This window comes from Halobacillus sp. A1, assembly GCF_024189295.1.
GTDB lineage: Bacteria > Bacillota > Bacilli > Bacillales > Halobacillaceae > Halobacillus_A.
On sequence record NZ_JAIZEN010000002.1, the window covers coordinates 153586 to 173336 of the forward strand.

22 protein-coding genes and 1 riboswitch are annotated in these 19751 nt (G+C 40.9%); of the genes, 1 reads left to right on the plus strand and 21 read right to left on the minus strand.

The genetic code is table 11. The features are described 5' to 3' along the window. Positions 1-14: 14 nt before the first annotated feature. The 21 genes from LF817_RS03755 to LF817_RS03855 form a co-directional block, all read right to left on the minus strand. Positions 15-866 (minus strand): site-2 protease family protein, encoded by an 852-nt coding sequence (locus LF817_RS03755; protein WP_253934429.1) that lies wholly within the window; start codon positions 864-866, stop codon positions 15-17. After that, positions 853-1605 (minus strand): peptidoglycan DD-metalloendopeptidase family protein, encoded by a 753-nt coding sequence (locus tag LF817_RS20360; RefSeq protein WP_253934430.1) that lies wholly within the window; start codon positions 1603-1605, stop codon positions 853-855. The genes LF817_RS03755 and LF817_RS20360 overlap by 14 nt, the downstream gene beginning before the upstream one ends. 147 nt (positions 1606-1752) lie before the next feature. Then, entirely contained in the window at positions 1753-2550 is a 798-nt protein-coding gene (gene minD / locus LF817_RS03765; RefSeq protein WP_253934431.1) for a septum site-determining protein MinD, read from the minus strand. Next, positions 2543-3229, minus strand: coding sequence for a septum site-determining protein MinC (gene minC / locus LF817_RS03770; protein WP_371924992.1), 687 nt, complete (start codon positions 3227-3229; stop codon positions 2543-2545). The genes minD and minC overlap by 8 nt, the downstream gene beginning before the upstream one ends. Positions 3230-3267: 38 nt before the next feature. Further along, a complete protein-coding gene (gene mreD / locus LF817_RS03775; RefSeq protein ID WP_253934432.1) occupies positions 3268-3795 on the minus strand; it encodes a rod shape-determining protein MreD in 528 nt (175 codons plus the stop codon). Further along, positions 3792-4673 (minus strand): rod shape-determining protein MreC, encoded by an 882-nt coding sequence (gene mreC / locus LF817_RS03780; RefSeq protein WP_253934433.1) that lies wholly within the window; start codon positions 4671-4673, stop codon positions 3792-3794. The genes mreD and mreC overlap by 4 nt, the downstream gene beginning before the upstream one ends. Positions 4674-4684: 11 nt before the next feature. Beyond that, positions 4685-5725, minus strand: coding sequence for a rod shape-determining protein (locus LF817_RS03785; protein WP_253934434.1), 1041 nt, complete (start codon positions 5723-5725; stop codon positions 4685-4687). A 148-nt stretch (positions 5726-5873) separates the two neighbouring features. Continuing rightward, positions 5874-6563 (minus strand): RadC family protein, encoded by a 690-nt coding sequence (gene radC, locus LF817_RS03790; protein WP_253934435.1) that lies wholly within the window; start codon positions 6561-6563, stop codon positions 5874-5876. 190 nt (positions 6564-6753) lie between these two features. Next, positions 6754-7584, minus strand: coding sequence for a hypothetical protein (locus LF817_RS03795; protein WP_253934436.1), 831 nt, complete (start codon positions 7582-7584; stop codon positions 6754-6756). Between the two features lie 140 nt (positions 7585-7724). Next, on the minus strand, positions 7725-8372 hold the full coding sequence (locus LF817_RS03800) for a hypothetical protein (protein WP_253934437.1): 648 nt from the start codon (positions 8370-8372) through the stop codon (positions 7725-7727). After that, positions 8373-8945, minus strand: coding sequence for a PilN domain-containing protein (locus LF817_RS03805; protein WP_253934438.1), 573 nt, complete (start codon positions 8943-8945; stop codon positions 8373-8375). It abuts the gene before it with no gap. A gap of 24 nt (positions 8946-8969) precedes the next feature. Continuing rightward, positions 8970-9938, minus strand: coding sequence for a type IV pilus biogenesis protein PilM (pilM, locus tag LF817_RS03810; protein ID WP_253934439.1), 969 nt, complete (start codon positions 9936-9938; stop codon positions 8970-8972). A gap of 11 nt (positions 9939-9949) precedes the next feature. Then, positions 9950-10705: a prepilin peptidase gene (locus tag LF817_RS03815; RefSeq protein WP_253934440.1), complete on the minus strand. Its 756-nt coding sequence runs from the start codon at positions 10703-10705 to the stop codon at positions 9950-9952. A 78-nt stretch (positions 10706-10783) separates the two neighbouring features. Continuing rightward, the gene (locus tag LF817_RS03820) at positions 10784-11164 is read right to left on the minus strand and encodes a prepilin-type N-terminal cleavage/methylation domain-containing protein (RefSeq protein ID WP_253934441.1); all 381 of its coding nucleotides are present in this window, start codon (positions 11162-11164) and stop codon (positions 10784-10786) included. Between the two features lie 33 nt (positions 11165-11197). Beyond that, a riboswitch (cyclic di-GMP riboswitch) is annotated at positions 11198-11281 on the minus strand. Positions 11282-11358: 77 nt separating this feature from the next. Continuing rightward, positions 11359-12561: a type II secretion system F family protein gene (locus LF817_RS03825; RefSeq protein ID WP_253934442.1), complete on the minus strand. Its 1203-nt coding sequence runs from the start codon at positions 12559-12561 to the stop codon at positions 11359-11361. A gap of 2 nt (positions 12562-12563) precedes the next feature. Continuing rightward, positions 12564-13601, minus strand: a complete 1038-nt coding sequence (locus tag LF817_RS03830; protein ID WP_253934443.1) for a type IV pilus twitching motility protein PilT — start codon at positions 13599-13601, stop codon at positions 12564-12566. Between the two features lie 18 nt (positions 13602-13619). Further along, positions 13620-15239 (minus strand): GspE/PulE family protein, encoded by a 1620-nt coding sequence (locus LF817_RS03835; RefSeq protein WP_253934444.1) that lies wholly within the window; start codon positions 15237-15239, stop codon positions 13620-13622. Positions 15240-15257: 18 nt separating this feature from the next. Beyond that, positions 15258-16616: a G5 domain-containing protein gene (locus tag LF817_RS03840; protein WP_253934445.1), complete on the minus strand. Its 1359-nt coding sequence runs from the start codon at positions 16614-16616 to the stop codon at positions 15258-15260. 5 nt (positions 16617-16621) lie between these two features. Then, positions 16622-17278, minus strand: coding sequence for a hypothetical protein (locus LF817_RS03845; RefSeq protein WP_253934446.1), 657 nt, complete (start codon positions 17276-17278; stop codon positions 16622-16624). Positions 17279-17392: 114 nt separating this feature from the next. Then, on the minus strand, positions 17393-17815 hold the full coding sequence (locus LF817_RS03850; RefSeq protein ID WP_253934447.1) for a hypothetical protein: 423 nt from the start codon (positions 17813-17815) through the stop codon (positions 17393-17395). Beyond that, entirely contained in the window at positions 17812-18294 is a 483-nt protein-coding gene (locus LF817_RS03855; protein ID WP_253934448.1) for a type II secretion system protein, read from the minus strand. Before LF817_RS03855 ends, LF817_RS03850 begins: the two co-directional genes overlap by 4 nt. Before the next feature lie 38 nt (positions 18295-18332). Between LF817_RS03855 and LF817_RS03860 the strand changes: the two genes are divergently transcribed. Then, the gene (locus tag LF817_RS03860; protein WP_253934449.1) at positions 18333-19748 is read left to right on the plus strand and encodes a prepilin-type N-terminal cleavage/methylation domain-containing protein; all 1416 of its coding nucleotides are present in this window, start codon (positions 18333-18335) and stop codon (positions 19746-19748) included. Positions 19749-19751: the final 3 nt, after the last annotated feature.

A 19751-nucleotide genomic window follows, 5' to 3' on the forward strand; every position in this document is an offset into this window, starting at 1 on the left:
GAACCTCTTCACCACTATAGACTTGAAATGTCCTTTAATGTCGCGTTCGTTCGTTTCTCATCTAAAAATTGATGCAGACATTCCTGTTCATCTACTATATATAATCCTGGTGTTTGTTTCAATATATATAAATGGTGACGATTCGCGCGGATATTTTTTATAACATCAAATGCGGAAGTTTGAGGCGGAACTGTGAAATACTTTACTTTCATATTCGTAACGTCTCTCTCGAGGCAGTAGACGGCATATCTCATAAATACATACATCTGCCTTTTCCACTCCAAAACATTTTCTAAAAGCAGAAAACCTGCCAGAAGGGTGCCGGCTAAAGTCATTCTCCCGTCCAGAATCAATACAGTTAAGCTTAGCAGCAGGACAGCCATTGAAATGATCAATGAGGCTTTCAGGCTGAATTTAAAAGGAAGATACTGACTGAGAAAATAAAAAAGCAGTTTTCCTCCGTCCAACGGCCATACAGGAATTAAATTCAATAGTAAAATCAGACTATTGTAAGTAAAGGCTGCCGACAATAAAGGATGTGGACCGATCACAAATGAAAGCAGCTGAAGGACCGCAAATATCCATACATGCTGAATTGGTCCCGCTAACGTAACATGAAATTGTTCTTTGAGTGGTCGTGTCGTATGTTCATCACTTACGACACTTCCTCCGAGAAGCCAAAATTCGATATGAGAAACTCTCCATCCATACCTTCGAGCAGCCGCATAGTGCCCCATTTCATGAATGGCCACTATTGAAAACAAAATGATGAATTCGTAAATGGCTCCCGTCAAAAGAGCAGATACTGCCAGCACAAAGAACAGGGGATGGATATGGATGGATTTAGCAAGTTTAAGAGCCGCCATCGACTTTGATCACTGCAGCAGGGTCTAAATATTGCTTGTCTTTCTCAATAGCAAAGAAAAACTCATTGCCATCTTTCTCATTCAACAAGCCTACCGTTTCCTGTGCTTGAATGTGTTCATATAAATGGACATCTATAGTGGACAAAAACCCGTAAATCGTATTCGAGTCGTCCTGATGCTGGATAATAACTGTTTTTTTCGTTTCTGGGTCATTGCCCGCAAAAATAACAGTACCTTCTTTAATAGATTTAACTTCTTCACCTTGAGCCGTGCTCATGATGATTCCTCTTCCGTGATTCTCAAAAGGCTCTGTTACCGTGCCATTGACTGGAAGTGCTACATTGACACTCTGCTGCTCTTCTTTAGGCTGAACTAGCTGCAAAGGCCCTCCAAAGCGATCACTGTACCACGCCGTCACTTTCGCAAAAGGAAATTCTTCTTGCAGCTGGGAAGATAACCATTCCCTGGGCTGTTCGGCAACGGCTGATGAAGATTGGTCACTGATAAATACAACTCCAAATAAAAGAACAGACGCCAGAGCTTGTACACCAAAAAGCGAAGCAGATTTCTTTGACGATTGCTTGAAACCATCGCTCACTACGAAAGGAGGATACCCATGCATCTCTTCATCCTGCGGTCCGCTGATCCCATTATGAGTCGTTGGTTTGCGGGAGGTTATAACCTTTTTCCTTTTTCGTTCTGCTATGTTTTTTCTTACATCATTTATATTCTTTTTCACTTGATCCCTTCTCTCCCAGCCTTTTTATTATTTTATGGCGTAAAGAGAGAGAATATGAATAGACTCATTGTGATTACATCGTGTCGCAAAATCCCCACAAATGTTTGCAGACAAAATAAAACAGCTGCGAATTATGGTTCGCAGCTGTCAGGCACGCATTCCGAAGAATTTTTTCACTTTAGTCATCAAGCCAGGGTCTTCTTCTAAATTCATCAAAGGGACAGATTCTCCTAAGATGCGTCTTGCAATATTCCGATAAGCGATAGACGCTTTAGTATCTGGCGTAAAAGCCACAGGCTCACCTTTATTCGATCCTCTAATGACAGCATCATCGTCTATAACAATCCCTAAGAGATCAATGGATAGCACATTGACAATTTCGTCGACATCCAGCATTTCTCCATTTTTCATTAAATGATTGCGAATACGATTAATCACTAATTTCGGCGGTTCCAGCTCTTCCTGCTCCAATAAACCTATGATTCGATCAGCATCACGGACACTCGCTTTTTCAGGTGTGGTCACCACAATAGCTTTGTCAGCTCCTGCGACTGCATTTTTGTACCCCTGCTCAATACCGGCTGGACAATCGATGATGACGTAATCGTAATCCTGCTTGAGTTCATCAACGATGGCTTTGACCCTTTCAGGTGTGACCGCTGATTTATCAGAAGTCTGGGCGGCTGGCAATAGGTGAAGGCAGTCAAACCGTTTATCTTTTATGAGAGCCTGCTTCGTTTTACAGCGCTCTTCGACGACGTCTACAATGTCGTAAATGATTCGGTTCTCCAATCCCATGACGACATCCAAATTACGCAGCCCGATGTCCGTGTCCACTAAACAAACTTTCTTGTTCTGGAGAGCTAATGCTGTACCTAAATTTGCAGTCGTCGTTGTTTTACCAACACCGCCTTTTCCTGAGGTGATTACGATGGCTTCACCCATTTAGCATTCTCCTTTCAAAACTGAGTAAATCCGGTTTTAACTTTATAACTTCCTGTAAAGGGGCTATACGAATGACGTTGACCTGTTCATCGATAAAACCACATTCTATATACACGCCATCTGAATCCTGATCAGGTGCTCTAGATAGCTGTCCTGCAATTCTCAGCTGATTTGGCTTCATATAGGAAGCCGCTATTACTGTTTGTGCGTTCCCCTCATATCCAGCGTGAGCAATTCCGCGCAAATTCCCTAATACGAAAATGTTGCCGGTAGCAATCACCTTCCCGCCTGGATTAACATCGCCTAACAAGAGCAAGTCTCCAGTGACTTGGACCACTTGACCAGAGCGGATAGTTTTTACTATAGGAGTGATTTCGCTGTTTTCTTTCCAAGCAAGCGCTTCTTCTTTTGTAATAATGTCCGACTCGATCTGCTCAACGACAAGCTTCTGTTTTTCTCGGACAATGTCCCTGAGCTTGTTCTTTTGCTGGTCCGTAAGATATCGATTCCCTAACTGTATCGTTACACGTATCATCGGCTGATCAGCATCTGTTCCGCTCACTGAAAGCTTTTCTTCAAGCTCCTGGAGTATAGCATCATAAGAGCATTGGTCATTCAACCGAAGTGTTAATCCATCTCTCGTTCCTTTTATCGTCACCATTTGACTATTCGTTGTCACGGGCCTTCACCTCAAAACTTGGACATTTCTCCGATTAATTAAGTACTTTTCCACATGTCAGACCAGCGTTCTACTCTATTTTTCATAAGAGGATATAAAAAGACAAAAAATACGACGTTCGCCAATATGGTGGGCACCAGTCTAAGGACTACATAATTCCACCATGGCATTTCTGTTATCTGAACAAAAGAATAAATGACATATAATACAGCATCAGCCAAACCTACACCAGCCATCGCAAGCAGCAAAGAAACGAAGAAGGTTTCGTGCACCCATTTATGAACCCCGTGAATGACATAGGCGACAATAGTATAAGTTACCATATAAACACCGAGGACCCCAGTATATACTACATCAATCAAAAGTCCGAAGATCATTCCATACCATACGCAGTGATATGTATCGTCTTTATCAAAGAATATGGCAATAATTAGTACGAAACATAAGACCCAGTGAGGAGTCATCAATAATTCGGAATATGCGATTTTGGCGGGTAATAAACTCATCGCCATTCCTTGAAACACTAACAATATAATAAGCAGGCAGGATATTGTTAAACGTATCATTGTCCTTCGCCTTCCTCTTCTTCCTCATCATTGGTAGATTGAACATCGCGGTCTACGACAATTACGTGACTAATATCGAATAAGTCTGCAAACGGTTCTACATAGGCGGTTTTCGTCAATCCAGACTGGTCATTTTCCACCTCATCTACGGTCCCTATGCGCAAGTCACTAGGAAATACACCACCCAGGCCGGAAGATATCACGGTATCCCCTTCTTCCAATTCTTCATCCAGACTTATGCCTTCTAAAAGAAGCCGGCCGCTTTCACTATCATAACCTTCGATTAAGCCGAACGTGTTCTCTTCGTCCTCTCTGACAACCCAGGAGGAAATTTTATTGGATTCATCAAAGCCGCTCAATAGCTGTACGGTGGAGTGAAAGGAGCCGGCGGATATAATTTTACCTACCATACCTTCACTAGTAATGACAGCCATATCCTTCTCCACCCCGTGCTCTTCCCCTTTATTGATCGTCATTTGTTCAAACCATCGATCGGAGCTTCGTGCAATGACTGTAGATTGAATAGGCGTATAATCACGTAAGGATTCCGTTTTATCTAAAGCAGCTCTTAACTCATCGTTGTCTTTTTGAAGCTGCTGGTTCTCCTGAATAAGCCCTTTATATTCATCTAGCCTTGTTTTCAAAACTTCATTCTGATCATACACATTCAACATTTTTTGTATATTTTGGTAAGAATCATCGAATAACTGCACTGGCGCTAAAAGCACTGTTTGTACCCAGCCGACGGAATCCTGAAGGAACTTCTCTGGAACTGATAATTCACTGCGGTCCCTCATTGAAAAACCGATAAGTGCTACAAGTATGATAAAGCCGATAAGTACAGTCATAAGTCTTTTTCTACGAAACAAAGAAGGCATAAAAATACTCCTTAATCCGTACTCGGACGTGCCGCTACATTAGGCTGGGATCTGAAATGATGAATATACTCAAGAGACTTTCCTGTTCCGACGGCTACGCAATCTAAAGGTTCATCAGCGATGAATACTGGCATGTTTGTTTCTTCACTTATTACCCGATCCAGATTGTTCAGTAACGCTCCACCGCCTGTCAGCACAATACCTCTCTCCATGATATCAGCAGAAAGTTCAGGAGGTGTTTTCTCTAATGTGTTTTTCACAGTTTCAATGATAGCGTCTACAGTGTCTTTCAAAGCTCCTACAATCTCCTCTGAGTGTACTTGAATTGTTTTAGGAAGACCGCTCAGAAGATCGCGTCCGCGTATCTCCATTTCCACACTTTCTTCGACTGAGCCTGCTCCGCCAATCTCCACTTTTACGTCTTCAGCCGTACGCTCTCCAATCATTAAATTATATTTCTTACGAACATGCTGGATGATGGCCTCGTCCATTTCATCACCGGCAACTCGTATGGACTGGCTTGTCACAATACCTCCAAGGGAAATGATGGCAACTTCTGTCGTACCACCGCCTATATCCACCACCATGCTTCCTGTAGGTTCCCAGACAGGCAGTCCCGCTCCAATGGCAGCCGCAAAAGGCTCTGCAATAGGAAAAGCTTCTTTGGCTCCTGCTTGTTTTGTAGCATCAATAACAGCCCGTTCTTCAACCATTGTAATGCCTGAAGGCACGCATACCATGACATTCGGCTTACTAGCGAAAAATGAACGTGTGCGAATCGCCTGTTTAATATAATGATTCATCATTTGTGCAGTCGTATCATAATCTGCGATTACCCCATCTTTCATCGGACGAATAACATTTATGTAATTCGGTGTACGTCCTATCATGTTTCGGGCATCGTTTCCAACAGCTTCAATCACGCCTGTCTGGCTGTTTTTAGCTACCACGGAAGGCTCTCGTAAAATAACGCCTTTATTTTTCAAAAACACCAATGTATTTGCAGTACCTAAATCGATCCCTAAATCTTGCGAAAAACCAAATAAGCCCAATTATATCTCCCTTTCTAAACCTTATCCATAACAAGATGTATAACTAAATATCATCAGAAGAAGCGCCATATTATAAGAAAAACTTATAAAAGGCGCTTATTTTTTTCATTTATTCAATTATACGAAAAATACATAAAAATAGATAGTCTTATAGGTATCCTTTTTCTTTCAGGGAAATGAATGTACGATCCCCGATCACTAAGTGATCCAACAGTTCTATACCGATCATTTTCCCGCACTCATTTAACCTCCTTGTTACCTGAATGTCTTCCTGAGAAGGAGTCGGGTCGCCGGAGGGATGGTTGTGGGCACAAATGATAGAGGCAGCTGAACGTTTAACCGCTTCCTTAAAAACCTCTCTTGGATGCACGATGGAAGCGTTAAGACTTCCTATAAAAATCGTCTGTCTATGAATCACCTGGTTCTTTGTATTAAGGAACAGACAAATGAAATGCTCTTGTTTAAGATCTCTCATCTCCTCCATAACAAAATCCGCTCCGTCCTCTGGACTTCTTATGACATAGCGTTCTACAGGCTTCATATGTTGAATCCTCCGGCCGAACTCAATAGCTGACAATAGCAGGACCCCTTTCGCAGCCCCGATTCCACGAATAGCTGTCAGTTCTTCGATTGTCGCATCTTTCAATAACATAATCCCTTCGAAATGACTAAGTATCCTATGGGCTAGATCCGTTACCGACTCCTGCCTGGTCCCGCTTCCAAGAAGAATCGCCAACAGTTCCTGATTGGAAAGGTGGGACGCACCTAATTTAAGCAGCCTTTCCCGAGGACGGTCCTCCTTTGGTAGATCACGTATCATCACACTGCTGGTTGTCATTCTATTACCATATCCTTTCTCTTCTATTCCTCATTGAGGTACCTATAGTGTATAAAAAAATGGCTTATTCATAGACCAGGTAAATATGAAGATTTGAAGGATATGAATGAGATAACATTAACTTATTAACATAGAAAATACTCAGATTGAACGAATTATACCTATGAAATTTATAAAATTTATATAAACTCTACAAAGATTCAAAGGCCTTGGCAAACTCCAGCCAAGTAAGACCATTCGCTTGTTCATTCACCCAGCCGTCGAAAGCTTTACGTACCTTTTCCTCCCCCGCAGCTGAATCATCCCATTTCTCAAGCAATGCCTTTCGTTCCTCGACTGGTACCGTGTGCAGTGTATTATTTTCTAAATGAGTAATAATAGTTTCGGCCACGGCGGCATTGTTTTCTGTGATCATCAAATCAGCAGCCGGCACATTCCAGTTTTTTATATAAGTAGGTACATCTAGTTTCGTCAATTCACCAGACAATGATTGAATCCCATCATCAAGGTCACTGGTTCCTGATAGCAGAAAGTACTGGTCACTTTGCTTCCATATAAGGGAAGGCAGCGATTTATCAGATAAATCCTTCTGCCACTCCAGTGCAGTTTCTTCGCTCGTAAACACACCACTTTGCACAACTTGCGTCTCGAGCTCAGGAAGCTTCACAGGAACCTGGGCTGCTGATGTAACTTCGGCTTTGCTCCCCTCGGTCAATGACTCAGCAGCAGGAGCCGATTCTTCAGTTACTGAAACAAACAACTTTAATAAAATAAAGCCAAGAAAAACGCTCACGACTATGGCCGTCATTATGGATATGCTTACATGTTTCATGTAAGAAGGATTCACATTATTTTTAACTGCGGTAAATTTTGAAAATTTGGGCTGACGTTTTATTTCATGAATGTGATGAACCTTTTTAATTTGGGAAGCTGCCTGCTCTTCCTGAGCTTGTACAATTTCTTTTTTTGTTTGTTCTTGATCACGGTTGAATGAAATCACTATTTTATTTTTTTCTGCCATCCTGCCCTCTCCCTTACCATTTTTATCAATCTAACATAAGCATATTAAAAATGGGGTTGGATTTTGTCATTAAGTTTTCGACAGCAAATTCCGCAAGAAAAAAAGAGACTCATCCGTTAGCCTCTTCCTTCCCATTATCATTAAAATGGATTTATTTTATTTGATTCTTCGTCATATTTCTGAGAGGGCTGCTCGCTTTCCAATTCCCCAATGTCAGGCTGAAAGAAAGCAGAAACTGTAACAAAATAGCTTTTCACATCCGACTCATATCCTTCAGGCACAGAATCTTCGAAGCTGATAGCATCCACTATCAAAATACGATCGTCATTCGACAATTCCTCAAGAAATATTAAAAAGTCTGAAAAACCATCTGTCAAAACCTCAACTTCATAGCTAAGCTTTTGCACTCCTTCTGGCAGGGAACTTTGCGCCCCTTCTTCATTCGGCGTTTCCCGAGGAACTGTCCCAGCACTTTGAGCAGTCACGCTATTAATCAAACTATCAGAGACACTCTCGGCACGCTCCAATGCGATAAGCAGTTGATCCGTTTTTTTAGTAACAGGCAGACTAACTAAAAGTTCTCGTAGATTTGGGGTGGTCTTGCTGGCATTCTCTCGCTTCTGCAGCTCCTCTAAAATCTCTTGTTCATTGCTTAATGTATTGCGGAGACTTTGGACTTCTTCTTGTTTTCCTTTTATAAATACGTCGTGTAAAAGGAACCCTAAGCCAAACAAACCTATCATTACGGCCGCTAGGATCAAGGTGTAAGTTTTATTCCAGTGCAGCACTTACTCCACCTCCCCATCATTATTCATTTTGGAGGCGATATTCAAAGAGTAAGAAGCAGAATAACCTGTCCTGTATTCAAAAGAGTCCAAATCCGCTTCTGTTTCTGAAGATAATATATCCACTAATTCTACATTTTCAAATAAAGGGTCATATAGTAAAGCATCCGTATAAGCAGCAGCTTGCTGAAAAGAGTCAAACCTCACCTGTACTTCCACGGATCGATCCATCAAAATATAATTTTCTATGTAGCCTCGTTCGGGAAGCAATCCAATCATTTTTTCCAAAGCAGGAACAGTCGGAACGGCAGAATCCATTATGCCATCGTGCGCTTCTTGTAACTTGTCCTCTGCTTCCGCTTTTTCACCTGTCATAGTCAGTTGCATTTTTTCCTGCGCCTGGTGCAGCTGCTCAATACGTTCCGTGTTAAGGTCTCTTTCTTTTGTCAGTTGCTGTGAACTCAACATAAATATGACGAACATGATCAAAGCAGCTGACATAGCAGCTATAATGATGAACAAGGGCGTCCGGTTTTTCTTTTCTTTCTCTTCTAATAAATTAATATCGACCATCATAGTGAACACTCCAAGCTTAATAACCTACTTTTTATAAGACAATCCTACCGCATCGACAAAGTGGTTGGGCAGCTCTACATTCAATCCAGAGAGTTTCATCCATTGCACAGGAATTTTTAGAAAGTCTTCCAACTGCTCTTCTAATTCTTTTCGGTAACACCAATCTCCTGAAAGGATGACCTTTGAGATATCAGCCTCCCCTTCTTTCACCGAAAACTTATAAAAACTCAAGATTTTGGTAATCTCCTTAAGTTGCTCACGAACATAATTCCTTAGTGAATCGAGTTCTCCTTCCCAACGAACCCAGGTTTTCTCTCCCTCACTTCTCACCTTCCAACCATTACGATCCAAAGTGGATTTCATTTGACGTGAAAATTGCGGAATACCGTCATGAAAAAAGGTCAACATGATTCCATCTGCATTCCATTCCACCATCAAATTGTGCTCACCCTCTGACACCTCATTTTGTTCCTCATAAAATCGATAGGTTGAAAGAGAAGATAAATCCGCAGCTTTTGGAATAAGTTTCGCTTCCTTAAAGCTTGACCTCAGCTGTTCCAGTCGTTCTTCAGGGTAAGCGACAAATAGAATGTGTTTCTCACCATCCGCCATCCCGAGCTTTACAAAGTCAAATACGGGAGCTTCAAATGGGAGGTGCACCGTTTCTCCTAATTGCGAGTATAGATACCCTTTGATTTCATCCCAGTTTATCTGATCGGGTAATGAATGGTGACGGATGATAGCAGACGCATCCGGCACACAAAAATATAAGTCCCTGGCTTTTAATTTATGGTCGATCAATATATCTTCTATCTGCATGATAAACTTTCGCTCATCTGTAATGACACCTTCAACAATTAGATCATTAGGTAAAAACACTTCGCCGAAATCGGAAATCCGCTCCCTTTCATTTGGTGTGGAGATGATATACCGAATCGTATGCTCCTTAATGATCATATTCATTCTCCGTTTACTTTTTTTCAACCCTAACATCAAATACCTCCTTAGAAGAAGCTTCCTAAATACCAGTTGATCAATCGAATTCCGTAAAAATAAGAGGCGAGGCTCCCTATGGCAATGAATGGTCCAAAAGGGATAGGGTTCTTTCTTCCTACCACTTTCAAGCTCATTAAAATGAGGCTCGCGGCCGTACCAATCAATACAGCTAAGAAAAAGGACACGATCAGAAGTTTTACCCCTAATGCTAATCCGATCACTGTAAACAGCTTCATATCACCACCACCCATACCTCCTCGGCTGACTATAATAATCAAAGCTGTACCTGCAAAACCAAGCCCTCCGCCTGCAAGTGATGCCCACCAGGGGTCTATTGGGTCCACTATGCGATAAATCATTATGAGAAAAGCAAAAAAAACCAGCACTTTATTTGGAATAATCATATATCTTAGGTCACTGACCACGATAATATGAAACATCGAAACCAATAATAGAGCGAGAAGAAGTTCAAACTGAAAGCCTAGAGATAAAAAAATTACAGCAAAAGCCAGACCGCTGAAGAGTTCCATAAAAGGATAAATCGGAGAAATGCGCTGTCGGCAATGACGGCACTTTCCGCTTTGAAGAGTGAAGGATAAGAGGGGGATTAATTCATACCAGCTTAATGAATGGTGGCAGTGAGGACAGTAAGACCTGTCTTCCTTGAACAGTTCTCCTTTTGGAACACGGAGTCCTACAACATTGTAAAAAGATCCTAAGATGGTACCTAAGATAAAAAAATATAGAATGAAAAAAGTTGTCATTGTTCTCTCCTTGGTTATGTATAGAAGAAAATCCCCCATGAAGAGGGACTTTCATCAATATTGAGTGATCTAATTATTTTATTCAGAGCTTGCCTGTTCAAATTCCATATCACCGTCTAACGTTACGGTACCATTACTCAAATTAACCGTACTATCCGTTTGGCTATAGACACCTCCGTCAGGATTTTCTACATCCCCGTCTATATATTCTTCTTCAATCAAATCAGCCAAAGTGATTGTCTCACCGTCAACGTCTTCTGTAACTTCATATAACCTTGCCGCTTCTCGTAAAGAAGACGCATTCGCTTCATGAGCATCCGACTTTGAATTATCAATTACATTTCCGATAGCCGGTACTGCGATCGCCGCTATAATTCCAAGAATGACAATAACCGCCAGCAGCTCCACTAATGTAAAGCCTTTTTGATTCTTTAAAGCTTTCTTCCATCTTTCAAACATACATTTTCCCCATTTCTAAAGTATGATTGCCAATTATGGCCAGGTCGGTTGCACTACTTGCTCCCAGCCCTCCAAGTGCCCAAGTATAGAGTTCTGTTCATCGCACCTCTAACATATGACTTATAAACTAATTCTATTTTACTAAATCAACCAAGTGTTTACTATAGTAAACATAAAATCAATGTGTAATTTCACTAAATCTGCTCGAATATGGAAAACATCGGCACAGCTACCGCTGTAACGATCCCGCCGACCATGACAGCTAATACTACGATCATGATAGGCTCTATCAACGTTTTGATGCGATCGGTAGTGTGATCGATTTCTCTTTCATAAAAGTCAGCAACTTTGCTGAGCATCTGGTCTAAAGCCCCCGTTTTTTCTCCTATGATGATCATTTGGGTGACCAGGTTAGGAATAGCCCAATGGTCCCTGAAAGGTTCAGCCATCGACTCCCCTTTTTCCATAGAGTCTGCGCTCTTTCTCAAAGCTTGTTCAATTACTTTATTTCCGACAATTTTTTCTGTGATGTAAATAGACTGAAGGATAGGCACGGAACTGTTGAACAAAGAGCTCAATGTTCTGGTCATTTTAGATAGAGCTGCCTTCTGAATGAGTTTTCCAAACAGCGGTATTCTCATTTTATAGTAGTCTGTATAATAAGCGAACGCAGGGTGACGCTGGCCCGCCTGGTATCCGATCACTAAAAAGACTGGGACGGTGACCATTAACCACCAATAAACTCCAAAAAATGTGCCGATATTCAATACAAAATGCGTAAAGGGCGGAATATCACTCCCGAAGGATAAGAACATATCCTCAAATCTGGGAACAACATAGCTCAACATGAAAACCACAATAGAGAATGCTATGAGACCTACCACGAACGGATAGGATAACGCAGATATAACCTTCTGTTTTAAATCGTGCTGCTTTTCATAATAACTTGCCATACGCTGTAAAACTTCATCAAGGTTACCCCCAGCCTCTCCTGCACGAACCATATTGATAAATAGGACAGGAAAAACATCTTGATGACGATCTGCCGCATCCGAATAAGCATGCCCAGCTTCTAACTCCTCGGCCACATCACGCAGTACCTTCTTTAAAGACTTACTATTGCTCTGCTCCATTAAAATATAAGTCGAATCAAGAATGGACACCCCTGCTGCAATCAACGTTTCGAATTGACGTAAATAAAGAACAAAATCCTGGCTCTTTACCTTTTTGGCTAATCGAATTTCTTGATATAAAAATCCATCCATTTCTTCAATATGAGCTATGAACATACCGGATTCTCTTAATGACTGCAGAGCCTCTTGTTTGCTTTCCGCTCTAATTTTTCCACTCTTCTTCCTGCCTTGCTTATTCCGACCCTCGTATTTGAAGTGAGCCATTGTCAGCCTCTCTCCTGTATGTATGGACCTGCATGATCTTCTGAGATTTCACCTTCATCCAACAGCTGTCTCACAGACATTTCCATCGTATGCATGCCTTCAGATTTAGCTGTCTGCATTATGTTATGAATCTGATGGATCTTCTCATTTCTAATCAAATTCCTTACGGCAGGGGTATTCATTAATATTTCTGTCGCAGCTTTTCTTCCTTTACGATCTTTCGTTTGGAAAAGACGTTGGGAAACGATGGCTTGTAATACCGAGGCTAATTGAATTCTTACTTGAGACTGCTGTTCAGGTGGAAAAACATCAATCACGCGATCCATCGTTGCTGAAGCCCCTGTCGTATGCAGCGTTCCTAGAACTAGATGCCCCGTTTCCGCAGCAGTAATAGCTGTTGATATCGTTTCTAAGTCCCTCATCTCCCCGACTAAAATGACATCCGGATCCTGCCGCAGGCATGCTCTCAACCCATTGGCGAAATTTTTCGTATCGAATCCAATTTCCCGTTGATCGATAATGCAATGATGATGAGAATGCAAGTATTCAATTGGATCTTCAAGTGTAATGACATGCCTTCTCGAATGATGATTCATATAATCGATCATCGCCGCTAGAGTCGCACTTTTACCACTTCCAGTCGGACCTGTAACTAGCACCAGCCCCTGGGGGGAGTTAGCGATGCTTTTTAATATATCCGGCATAGATAAATCTTCAAGGGTCGGAACCTCCTTCGGTACAATCCGGATAGCTAAAGAAATACATCCTCTTTGATGATAGGCATTGATGCGGAACCTGGAGATCCCTGGGATTCCATAAGAAAAATCAAGCTCTCCTGAATCTTTGAATTTCCTCCATGATTCTTCTGATAATATTGACTCTGCCATTTCCTGTATACTTTCAGGCGTAAGAACTTCTTTTCCATATTGCTTTAGTTCCCCGTGTAATCTGAATACAGGAGGAACCCCTACCGTAAGATGAATGTCAGAAGCTTCTAATTTGTATGCGGCTGTCAACAATTCTTCAAAACGTTCTAACATATGAAAGCACCTCCTGTACTAATCATTTAGTGCCACCCGCAACACTTCATCAATCGTCGTCAATCCTTTTTTAACTTTTAACAGTCCATCGTCAATTAAAAAAATCATTCCATTCTTCAATGCATATTCTTTTATTTTTGATATCGATTGATTGTTCATCATCATTTGGCGGATATCATCGTTGATGACGAGAATCTCCTGAATCGCTAGCCTTCCCCGGTAACCCGTGTGCTGGCAATTGCCACATCCGGCCCCCTTATAGATTTTTTCAATAGGTAAACCTCTTTTTTCAAAAGGCTCTTTTTCCATCGGAGTCGGTTCAATTTCTTTTATACAGTTCGGACAAATTTTTCGTACGAGCCGCTGAGCTACAATACCCGATAAGGAAGATACAACTAAGTACGGCTCGATGTCCATATCAATCAGTCGCGGGATTGTCGCTATAGCGCTGTTTGTATGTAAAGTGGATAAAACGAGATGTCCTGTTAAAGAGGCACGCACAGCAATCTCAGCTGTTTCAGAATCTCTGATCTCTCCAACCATAACGATATCCGGGTCCTGGCGAAGCACAGAGCGTAATCCCTTTGAAAATGATAAACCAACCGAAGTTTTCACTTGCACTTGATTGACTCCCTCTATTTGATACTCCACAGGATCTTCGATCGTAATGATATTTTGCTGATCTGTATTAAGGTGGTTCAATGATGCGTAGAGGGTAGAAGATTTTCCAGACCCTGTTGGACCAGTGATCAAAATTAGGCCGGAGGGTTGTTCGATCAATTTCAAATACCGTTTATAATTAATTTTGTTGAATCCCAATTCTGACAGTTTATTGAGAATACTGCCCAAATCTAAAATCCTGATGACTATTTTTTCACCAAAAACAGTGGGTAAGGTAGATATTCTAAGGTCAACAGGGATGGAGTTCACATCTGTTTTTATTCGTCCGTCTTGAGGCAGCCGGCTTTCCGTTATATTCAGATTACTCATGATTTTCACACGCGCTGTTAAAGAGTTTTGTATGGACTTGGATAAGGCTTTTTCTGTGCGAAGTAAACCATCTACTCGATACCTTATGAGCACTTTTGTATCCTGGGGGTCAATATGAATATCACTTGCCTTCAGTTGGATCCCGGTTTGCAGAATCTGGTCAACAATGCGAATCGCAGGCGATTGGTCATCGTCACCTCCCGTTACCTCTTCCTCCTTCTGACTCATTCCATAATACTTGTTGATGGTATGCAAAATCTCTTCACGTGCGGCGATCACAGGTGAAATTTGGAAGCCGGTGCTGATTTGTAAATCATCAATCGCATAGTAGTCCATCGGATCACTCATAGCGAGGGTCATAATATTGTTTTCTTTCTTTAAGGGCATCACGATATTTCTCGCAGCAAATTCTTTATCAACTATATTCATTAAACTTGAATCAATCGGATAACGATAGAGAGAAACGTGAGGGACGCCTAACTGGAATTCGAGTACCTCTATCAGCTGTTGTTCAGTAATCAATCCTCTCTCCAGGAGGGCATCACCGAGTTTCTGTTTATCCTTCTTGATAAGCAGGGTGTCATTGATTTCCTGTTCAGACACCAGCCCTGTCTCTTTTAAAATATCACCAAGCCTTTTTCTTTTCATAGGGGCCTCCTTCGAAGTTTACTTAAAGTACAAAACTTCATCTTCATTTTCCCAAATTCCTCCACTTTCTTTCTCTTCATCCCTATTTTCGTCTTCTTCAAGTGAAGGGTTGGATTCTTCAATAGTCTCCTCCACCTCACTCTGTGGACCATCAGTATCTGAATCATTTCTCTCAGCTGAAGAGGGATCGCTGTCAGAGGCAGGAAAATCTTCTTCCATCTCTTCTTCGTCCATTGTGTTTTCTTTAAGTAAACTGCTTCGGACTTCTATACGATTCACAGGGGGGTAATAATCACGGCCCATTTTTTCCGTTCGTTCACCATTTTCATCCGAAATGACTCTTGTTGTCACTGCGCTTCTGCCAGGTTGTCCTTCTTCTTCAACCTTAATTTCCTGTTCATTGAGATCAACAGAATATTCAACAACTGTCCGGGATGGAATTTCTTTTTCTTCTTCGGTATGCGTTTGGACTTTACTCCCCAGAGGATAGCCCCGAATTTCCAATATTAGCCGGTTGTCGATTATTGAGAACACCAGATCATAAGTGTATTCATTCGGGTTCGTAAAAGAAAGGTCGTGTGATTTATCAAAATCAATAGCTGCTTCTTTTCCTATATCTGCGAAATCAGGGAGCTGCTGGCTTATTTGTCTTTCATCGATCGAAAAGTTTGTATTGAGAACGGCTGTATAGACAGCGGTTGCTAATCGGTGTTCATCTTCCTCATCGATGGATACAGGAAGGGATTCAATAGTGTCAATAATGGAAAAGCTGTTTCCAGGTTCTAAGGACACGGAACCTAGCTTGTCCAAAAATTCCGCTAGCTGTTCTCTATCCTTAATATTGATTTCTGCAGTAGAAATCGTTTCATATAAAGCCTCTACATCAGGTGGTAAAAATTCATAAACGGAATAGGCAGGCAAGTTTTCCGGAAGTGTTGATGCGTCAGTTTCAACTTGAGCGACAAGCTCTTCTGGTAATAAATTATCGCTGATGTTTTTCCCCGTACTTTTTTTAAAATCATCGAGATGAGAGCGGTCTACTTTAATAACTGCAGCAGTATTTTCCCCGCTCTCACTATTATGTAATGAAGCTTCTGTAGATAAAGTCAAAAAAGAATCCTGAAAACGTAATGTATTCTCCTGCGTTTCTATCTCGATAAGATGGTTTTTCTTCCATTTGGAGAATTGATATTCCAATTTTTCGGCGGCTTCTTCTTGATCCATATCTTCAACACTCACTCCAGCTATTTGAGTGCCCGTAGCAAACTTTCCGTGCTCACCTGATACGATCTGCCAGCCAAGGGGTCCTCCATACGTAATTATTAATATGAAGAGTACCATGCTCGTCATGATGATTAAACCTTTCCATTGGCCCACCTTAATCACCTCATCCTTCTTTGCGGGACATCGACATTAATTTCTGCAATCTCATAATCTTCGACCTCTGTCTTCTCTTGTTCCGGAGCTGTGACATATTCTATAACTTTATTTTCATTAGATTTTTCTTCCTCTTCCTCAAAAATGGCTTCTAACCGATCCTCTACCTCAGTAATATGAATGGGATTCTTATCTTCCTGCTGAGCGTCAGGAAGTGTTCGCTCAGAAAACCATTCTTCTTCAATATCGAATGCTTCATTGTTTACTTTCAATTGATTAAAAGATACTCGCTCAGGTTCTTTGACGCTTTCTTTTTTGGATGCCGTGTTTTGTTCACTCAAAAAAGAGGATCCCTTTTGCTTATATTGATCATTTATTCTATTTACTCGTACATCTACTGGCTCGATTTCGTCTAAACTCTCTTCTTGAGAGACTTCAAGAATTTTACCTCTAATCATTATGTAAGTTGAAATGATGAGAATACTTCCAAGCAATACTGTGCCCCATATGTGGAATATCGTATTAGCAAAAATGATAATTATACTCACTGAGACTGCCGCTCCGAACAGAAGAAATAGACTTTGTCTTTCAGCTCCCGATCGATAGATGGTTATTAAAGCAATAACGACAATCATAGATAAAACAAAGAATATGATCTGCATGCCACTTCCTCCTAACCTTACTTAAACTTCCAAGCACTGCAGTTAACAATTATGAAGAAGGATGATGATTTCCTTCTGTAAATTGATTAAATGGAGCTGTTTATAAAGTTGTTTTTATTCTGCTGATTTAATAGTTACAGTGCCTTCTATAACTTCCTCAACTTCTCCTGACCTGCCTATACTTTCGTATTGAAGTTTATTAGGTTCGTTAGGATGTTCAAAAACGCGGACCGTATATTCTGTTTGCAGGGATGCGTCATCCATGGTTATCGTCGTTTCGCTTCCCCAATACTCTAAAATTTGCTGCGAGGTATCTCCTTCAACAATTTCTGGTTCTATCCTATTTAGATAAGCTTGGAAGTAATCCTGGCCCATCACAGCCAGGTTTTCAGCTTGCAGGTGCTTTTGCGAGAGAGTGACCTGTTTACCTGTGGAGGTCAATTGAAATCCAGCCACCGTAAATAGAAGTCCCATGAAAACGATAAGGAATAAAACCATAATTAAAGCAGCGCCCCGCTCATTGCTAAAAAGTTTCACGAGGGATTCACCTCTTCATCTATGTATTGGTACACTTCTGTTACAAGGGATAAATCACCGCTTTGTAAAGTTCGATACACCTCAACTTTCATACGTACGACCAATCCTTTTTCCGCTTCGTCCTGACATAGATTCACAACTAGGTCATAGGTTTGATTTTGAGAAGATGTGTAATATAATCGGTTAGAACCATCTGATTCAAATTGACTGTTTATATTAGATAAAGAACTTACATTCACTTGCTGATCTTCACTATTTGATTCACATGCAGCAGGGTCCTGGCTTACGATCTGCTCCGACTGTCCCGCATGAAAAGCGACTTCTTGTGCAAGATTTGTTGCATCAAGCTCACTTTCGACTCGATTGGTGGATGCAGCATAATTAGAAAAAACGGCAAGAAACACTGTCGCTATGATCCCTACCAATGTTATTACAGCCAACACTTCAATTAAAGTGAAGCCATCTTCTTCGGCATTCATAATATCACCACTACTTTTGTCTAGTTAGGAGAACCAGTATGAGACAGAACTTTTTAAATAATAATCGAGGTGTGACCCTAATTGAACTATTAGCTGCTTTAGCCTTTGCAGGCATTATCTTAACCATTACGGGCTCTTTTTTTGTACAGTCGATCAACTCATCGAGCAGTGTGGAAAGTCAAATAGATTTAAAGCAGCAGTCCAATCTATTACTATCCCAAATAAGGGAAGAAACTAAAAACCAACCTGCTGAAATCTGTTTTGATAACGAACTTCAATTATATGTAAATAATGATAGAGTCTTAAGTAATGAGCACATTTACATAAATGAATTATACATTGAAAATGGGAATATTTCATTATCTAATCCAGGGGATTGTATAAATACTACAACCGAAAGTCCTATAAGCATTGGTTTGACAGTTTCTACAACAGAACAAAATTCTTCAGATTACAAAACCTCTACCGTGATAATGCCCAGGAGCTCTTCCCACTTAAAAGTAGAAGTAAAACAAAACGAAAAAGAAGAGCCAGAAAATATTTTTACAACCAGTGAACAGTTTGAGGACTTAAGTGTGAAAGATGGAGAGCCTTACCAACGTATGAATTCAAACGGTAACGGCCAGTGCCATTATGAAGACTCAGTATCACTTTTGTCGATCACTTTTGCTAGTTGGACAAGTCCTTGCCTTCATACGACATTCGCTCAATTCGTGCACGCCAAACAAGGATTTTCAATGAATGGTACTAATGGCTACCGTGATGAACTTTTAGTTGAAATTGGTGAAAGTTTATATGTAGATGGCTACGCCAGTATACAACAAGGCACACTAAAGGTAAGTGACAATATACAGTTCAACAACCAATTCAACCTCAACAGCGGGGTGATTGAAGGAAACAACGTACATTTTAAGAACAACACAAACTTTAATAATAATTTTACCCTGCAGACATCTGGCAGTACTCGATTTGATCAAGCCATGACTTCTTTTTCAAATGGTACTTTTAACATAGGAGGATATCTATTCTCTAATAATGATTTTAGGATTGGTAATAATGTAGAAATGTACGTCTCAGAGGGTGCTGCTTTTACACACAAAGTATACCTTCTAGGAAATGCCGACTTGTACGCAGGCGGATCTATCGATATCCGCGGCAAGACACAATTTCAAAACAACGCGTCCATGTCTTCAGGAGGAAACATAACCTTTCACAGTCAGGCGAATTTAAATGGCAATAGTTCTGTTAAATCTGAAGGTAATATCACTTTCAATGAAACCGGGTATTTCCAAAACAATACATCACTGATAGCAAAAGGGGACATTATTTTCCGCAAAAATATCGGGTATTCAGATGGTGAAAATGAGTTCATTTGCGCCGAAGGAGAAGTTATTGGAAAAGAGTATATTAATGGACCGCACACGATAGAAGAAGGAGGCAGCTGCCCTTTTTGAATG

Bases quoted from the DNA above. Each gene is read 5' to 3' on its own strand.
- LF817_RS03820 (WP_253934441.1), bottom strand. From the start codon at position 11,164: ATGTTTGAAAGATGGAAGAAAGCTTTAAAGAATCAAAAAGGCTTTACA.
- LF817_RS03860 (WP_253934449.1), top strand. From the start codon at position 18,333: ATGAGACAGAACTTTTTAAATAATAATCGAGGTGTGACCCTAATTGAA.
- LF817_RS03825 (WP_253934442.1), bottom strand. From the start codon at position 12,561: ATGGCTCACTTCAAATACGAGGGTCGGAATAAGCAAGGCAGGAAGAAG.
- LF817_RS03755 (WP_253934429.1), bottom strand. From the start codon at position 866: ATGGCGGCTCTTAAACTTGCTAAATCCATCCATATCCATCCCCTGTTC.
- pilM (WP_253934439.1), bottom strand. From the start codon at position 9,938: ATGTTAGGGTTGAAAAAAAGTAAACGGAGAATGAATATGATCATTAAG.
- radC (WP_253934435.1), bottom strand. From the start codon at position 6,563: ATGACAACCAGCAGTGTGATGATACGTGATCTACCAAAGGAGGACCGT.
- minD (WP_253934431.1), bottom strand. From the start codon at position 2,550: ATGGGTGAAGCCATCGTAATCACCTCAGGAAAAGGCGGTGTTGGTAAA.
- LF817_RS03815 (WP_253934440.1), bottom strand. From the start codon at position 10,705: ATGACAACTTTTTTCATTCTATATTTTTTTATCTTAGGTACCATCTTA.
- mreC (WP_253934433.1), bottom strand. From the start codon at position 4,673: ATGCCTTCTTTGTTTCGTAGAAAAAGACTTATGACTGTACTTATCGGC.
- LF817_RS03795 (WP_253934436.1), bottom strand. From the start codon at position 7,584: ATGGCAGAAAAAAATAAAATAGTGATTTCATTCAACCGTGATCAAGAA.
- LF817_RS03835 (WP_253934444.1), bottom strand. From the start codon at position 15,239: ATGAAAAGAAAAAGGCTTGGTGATATTTTAAAAGAGACAGGGCTGGTG.
- LF817_RS03845 (WP_253934446.1), bottom strand. From the start codon at position 17,278: ATGCAGATCATATTCTTTGTTTTATCTATGATTGTCGTTATTGCTTTA.
- LF817_RS03855 (WP_253934448.1), bottom strand. From the start codon at position 18,294: ATGAATGCCGAAGAAGATGGCTTCACTTTAATTGAAGTGTTGGCTGTA.
- mreD (WP_253934432.1), bottom strand. From the start codon at position 3,795: ATGATACGTTTAACAATATCCTGCCTGCTTATTATATTGTTAGTGTTT.
- LF817_RS03830 (WP_253934443.1), bottom strand. From the start codon at position 13,601: ATGTTAGAACGTTTTGAAGAATTGTTGACAGCCGCATACAAATTAGAA.
- LF817_RS03805 (WP_253934438.1), bottom strand. From the start codon at position 8,945: ATGATGGTCGATATTAATTTATTAGAAGAGAAAGAAAAGAAAAACCGG.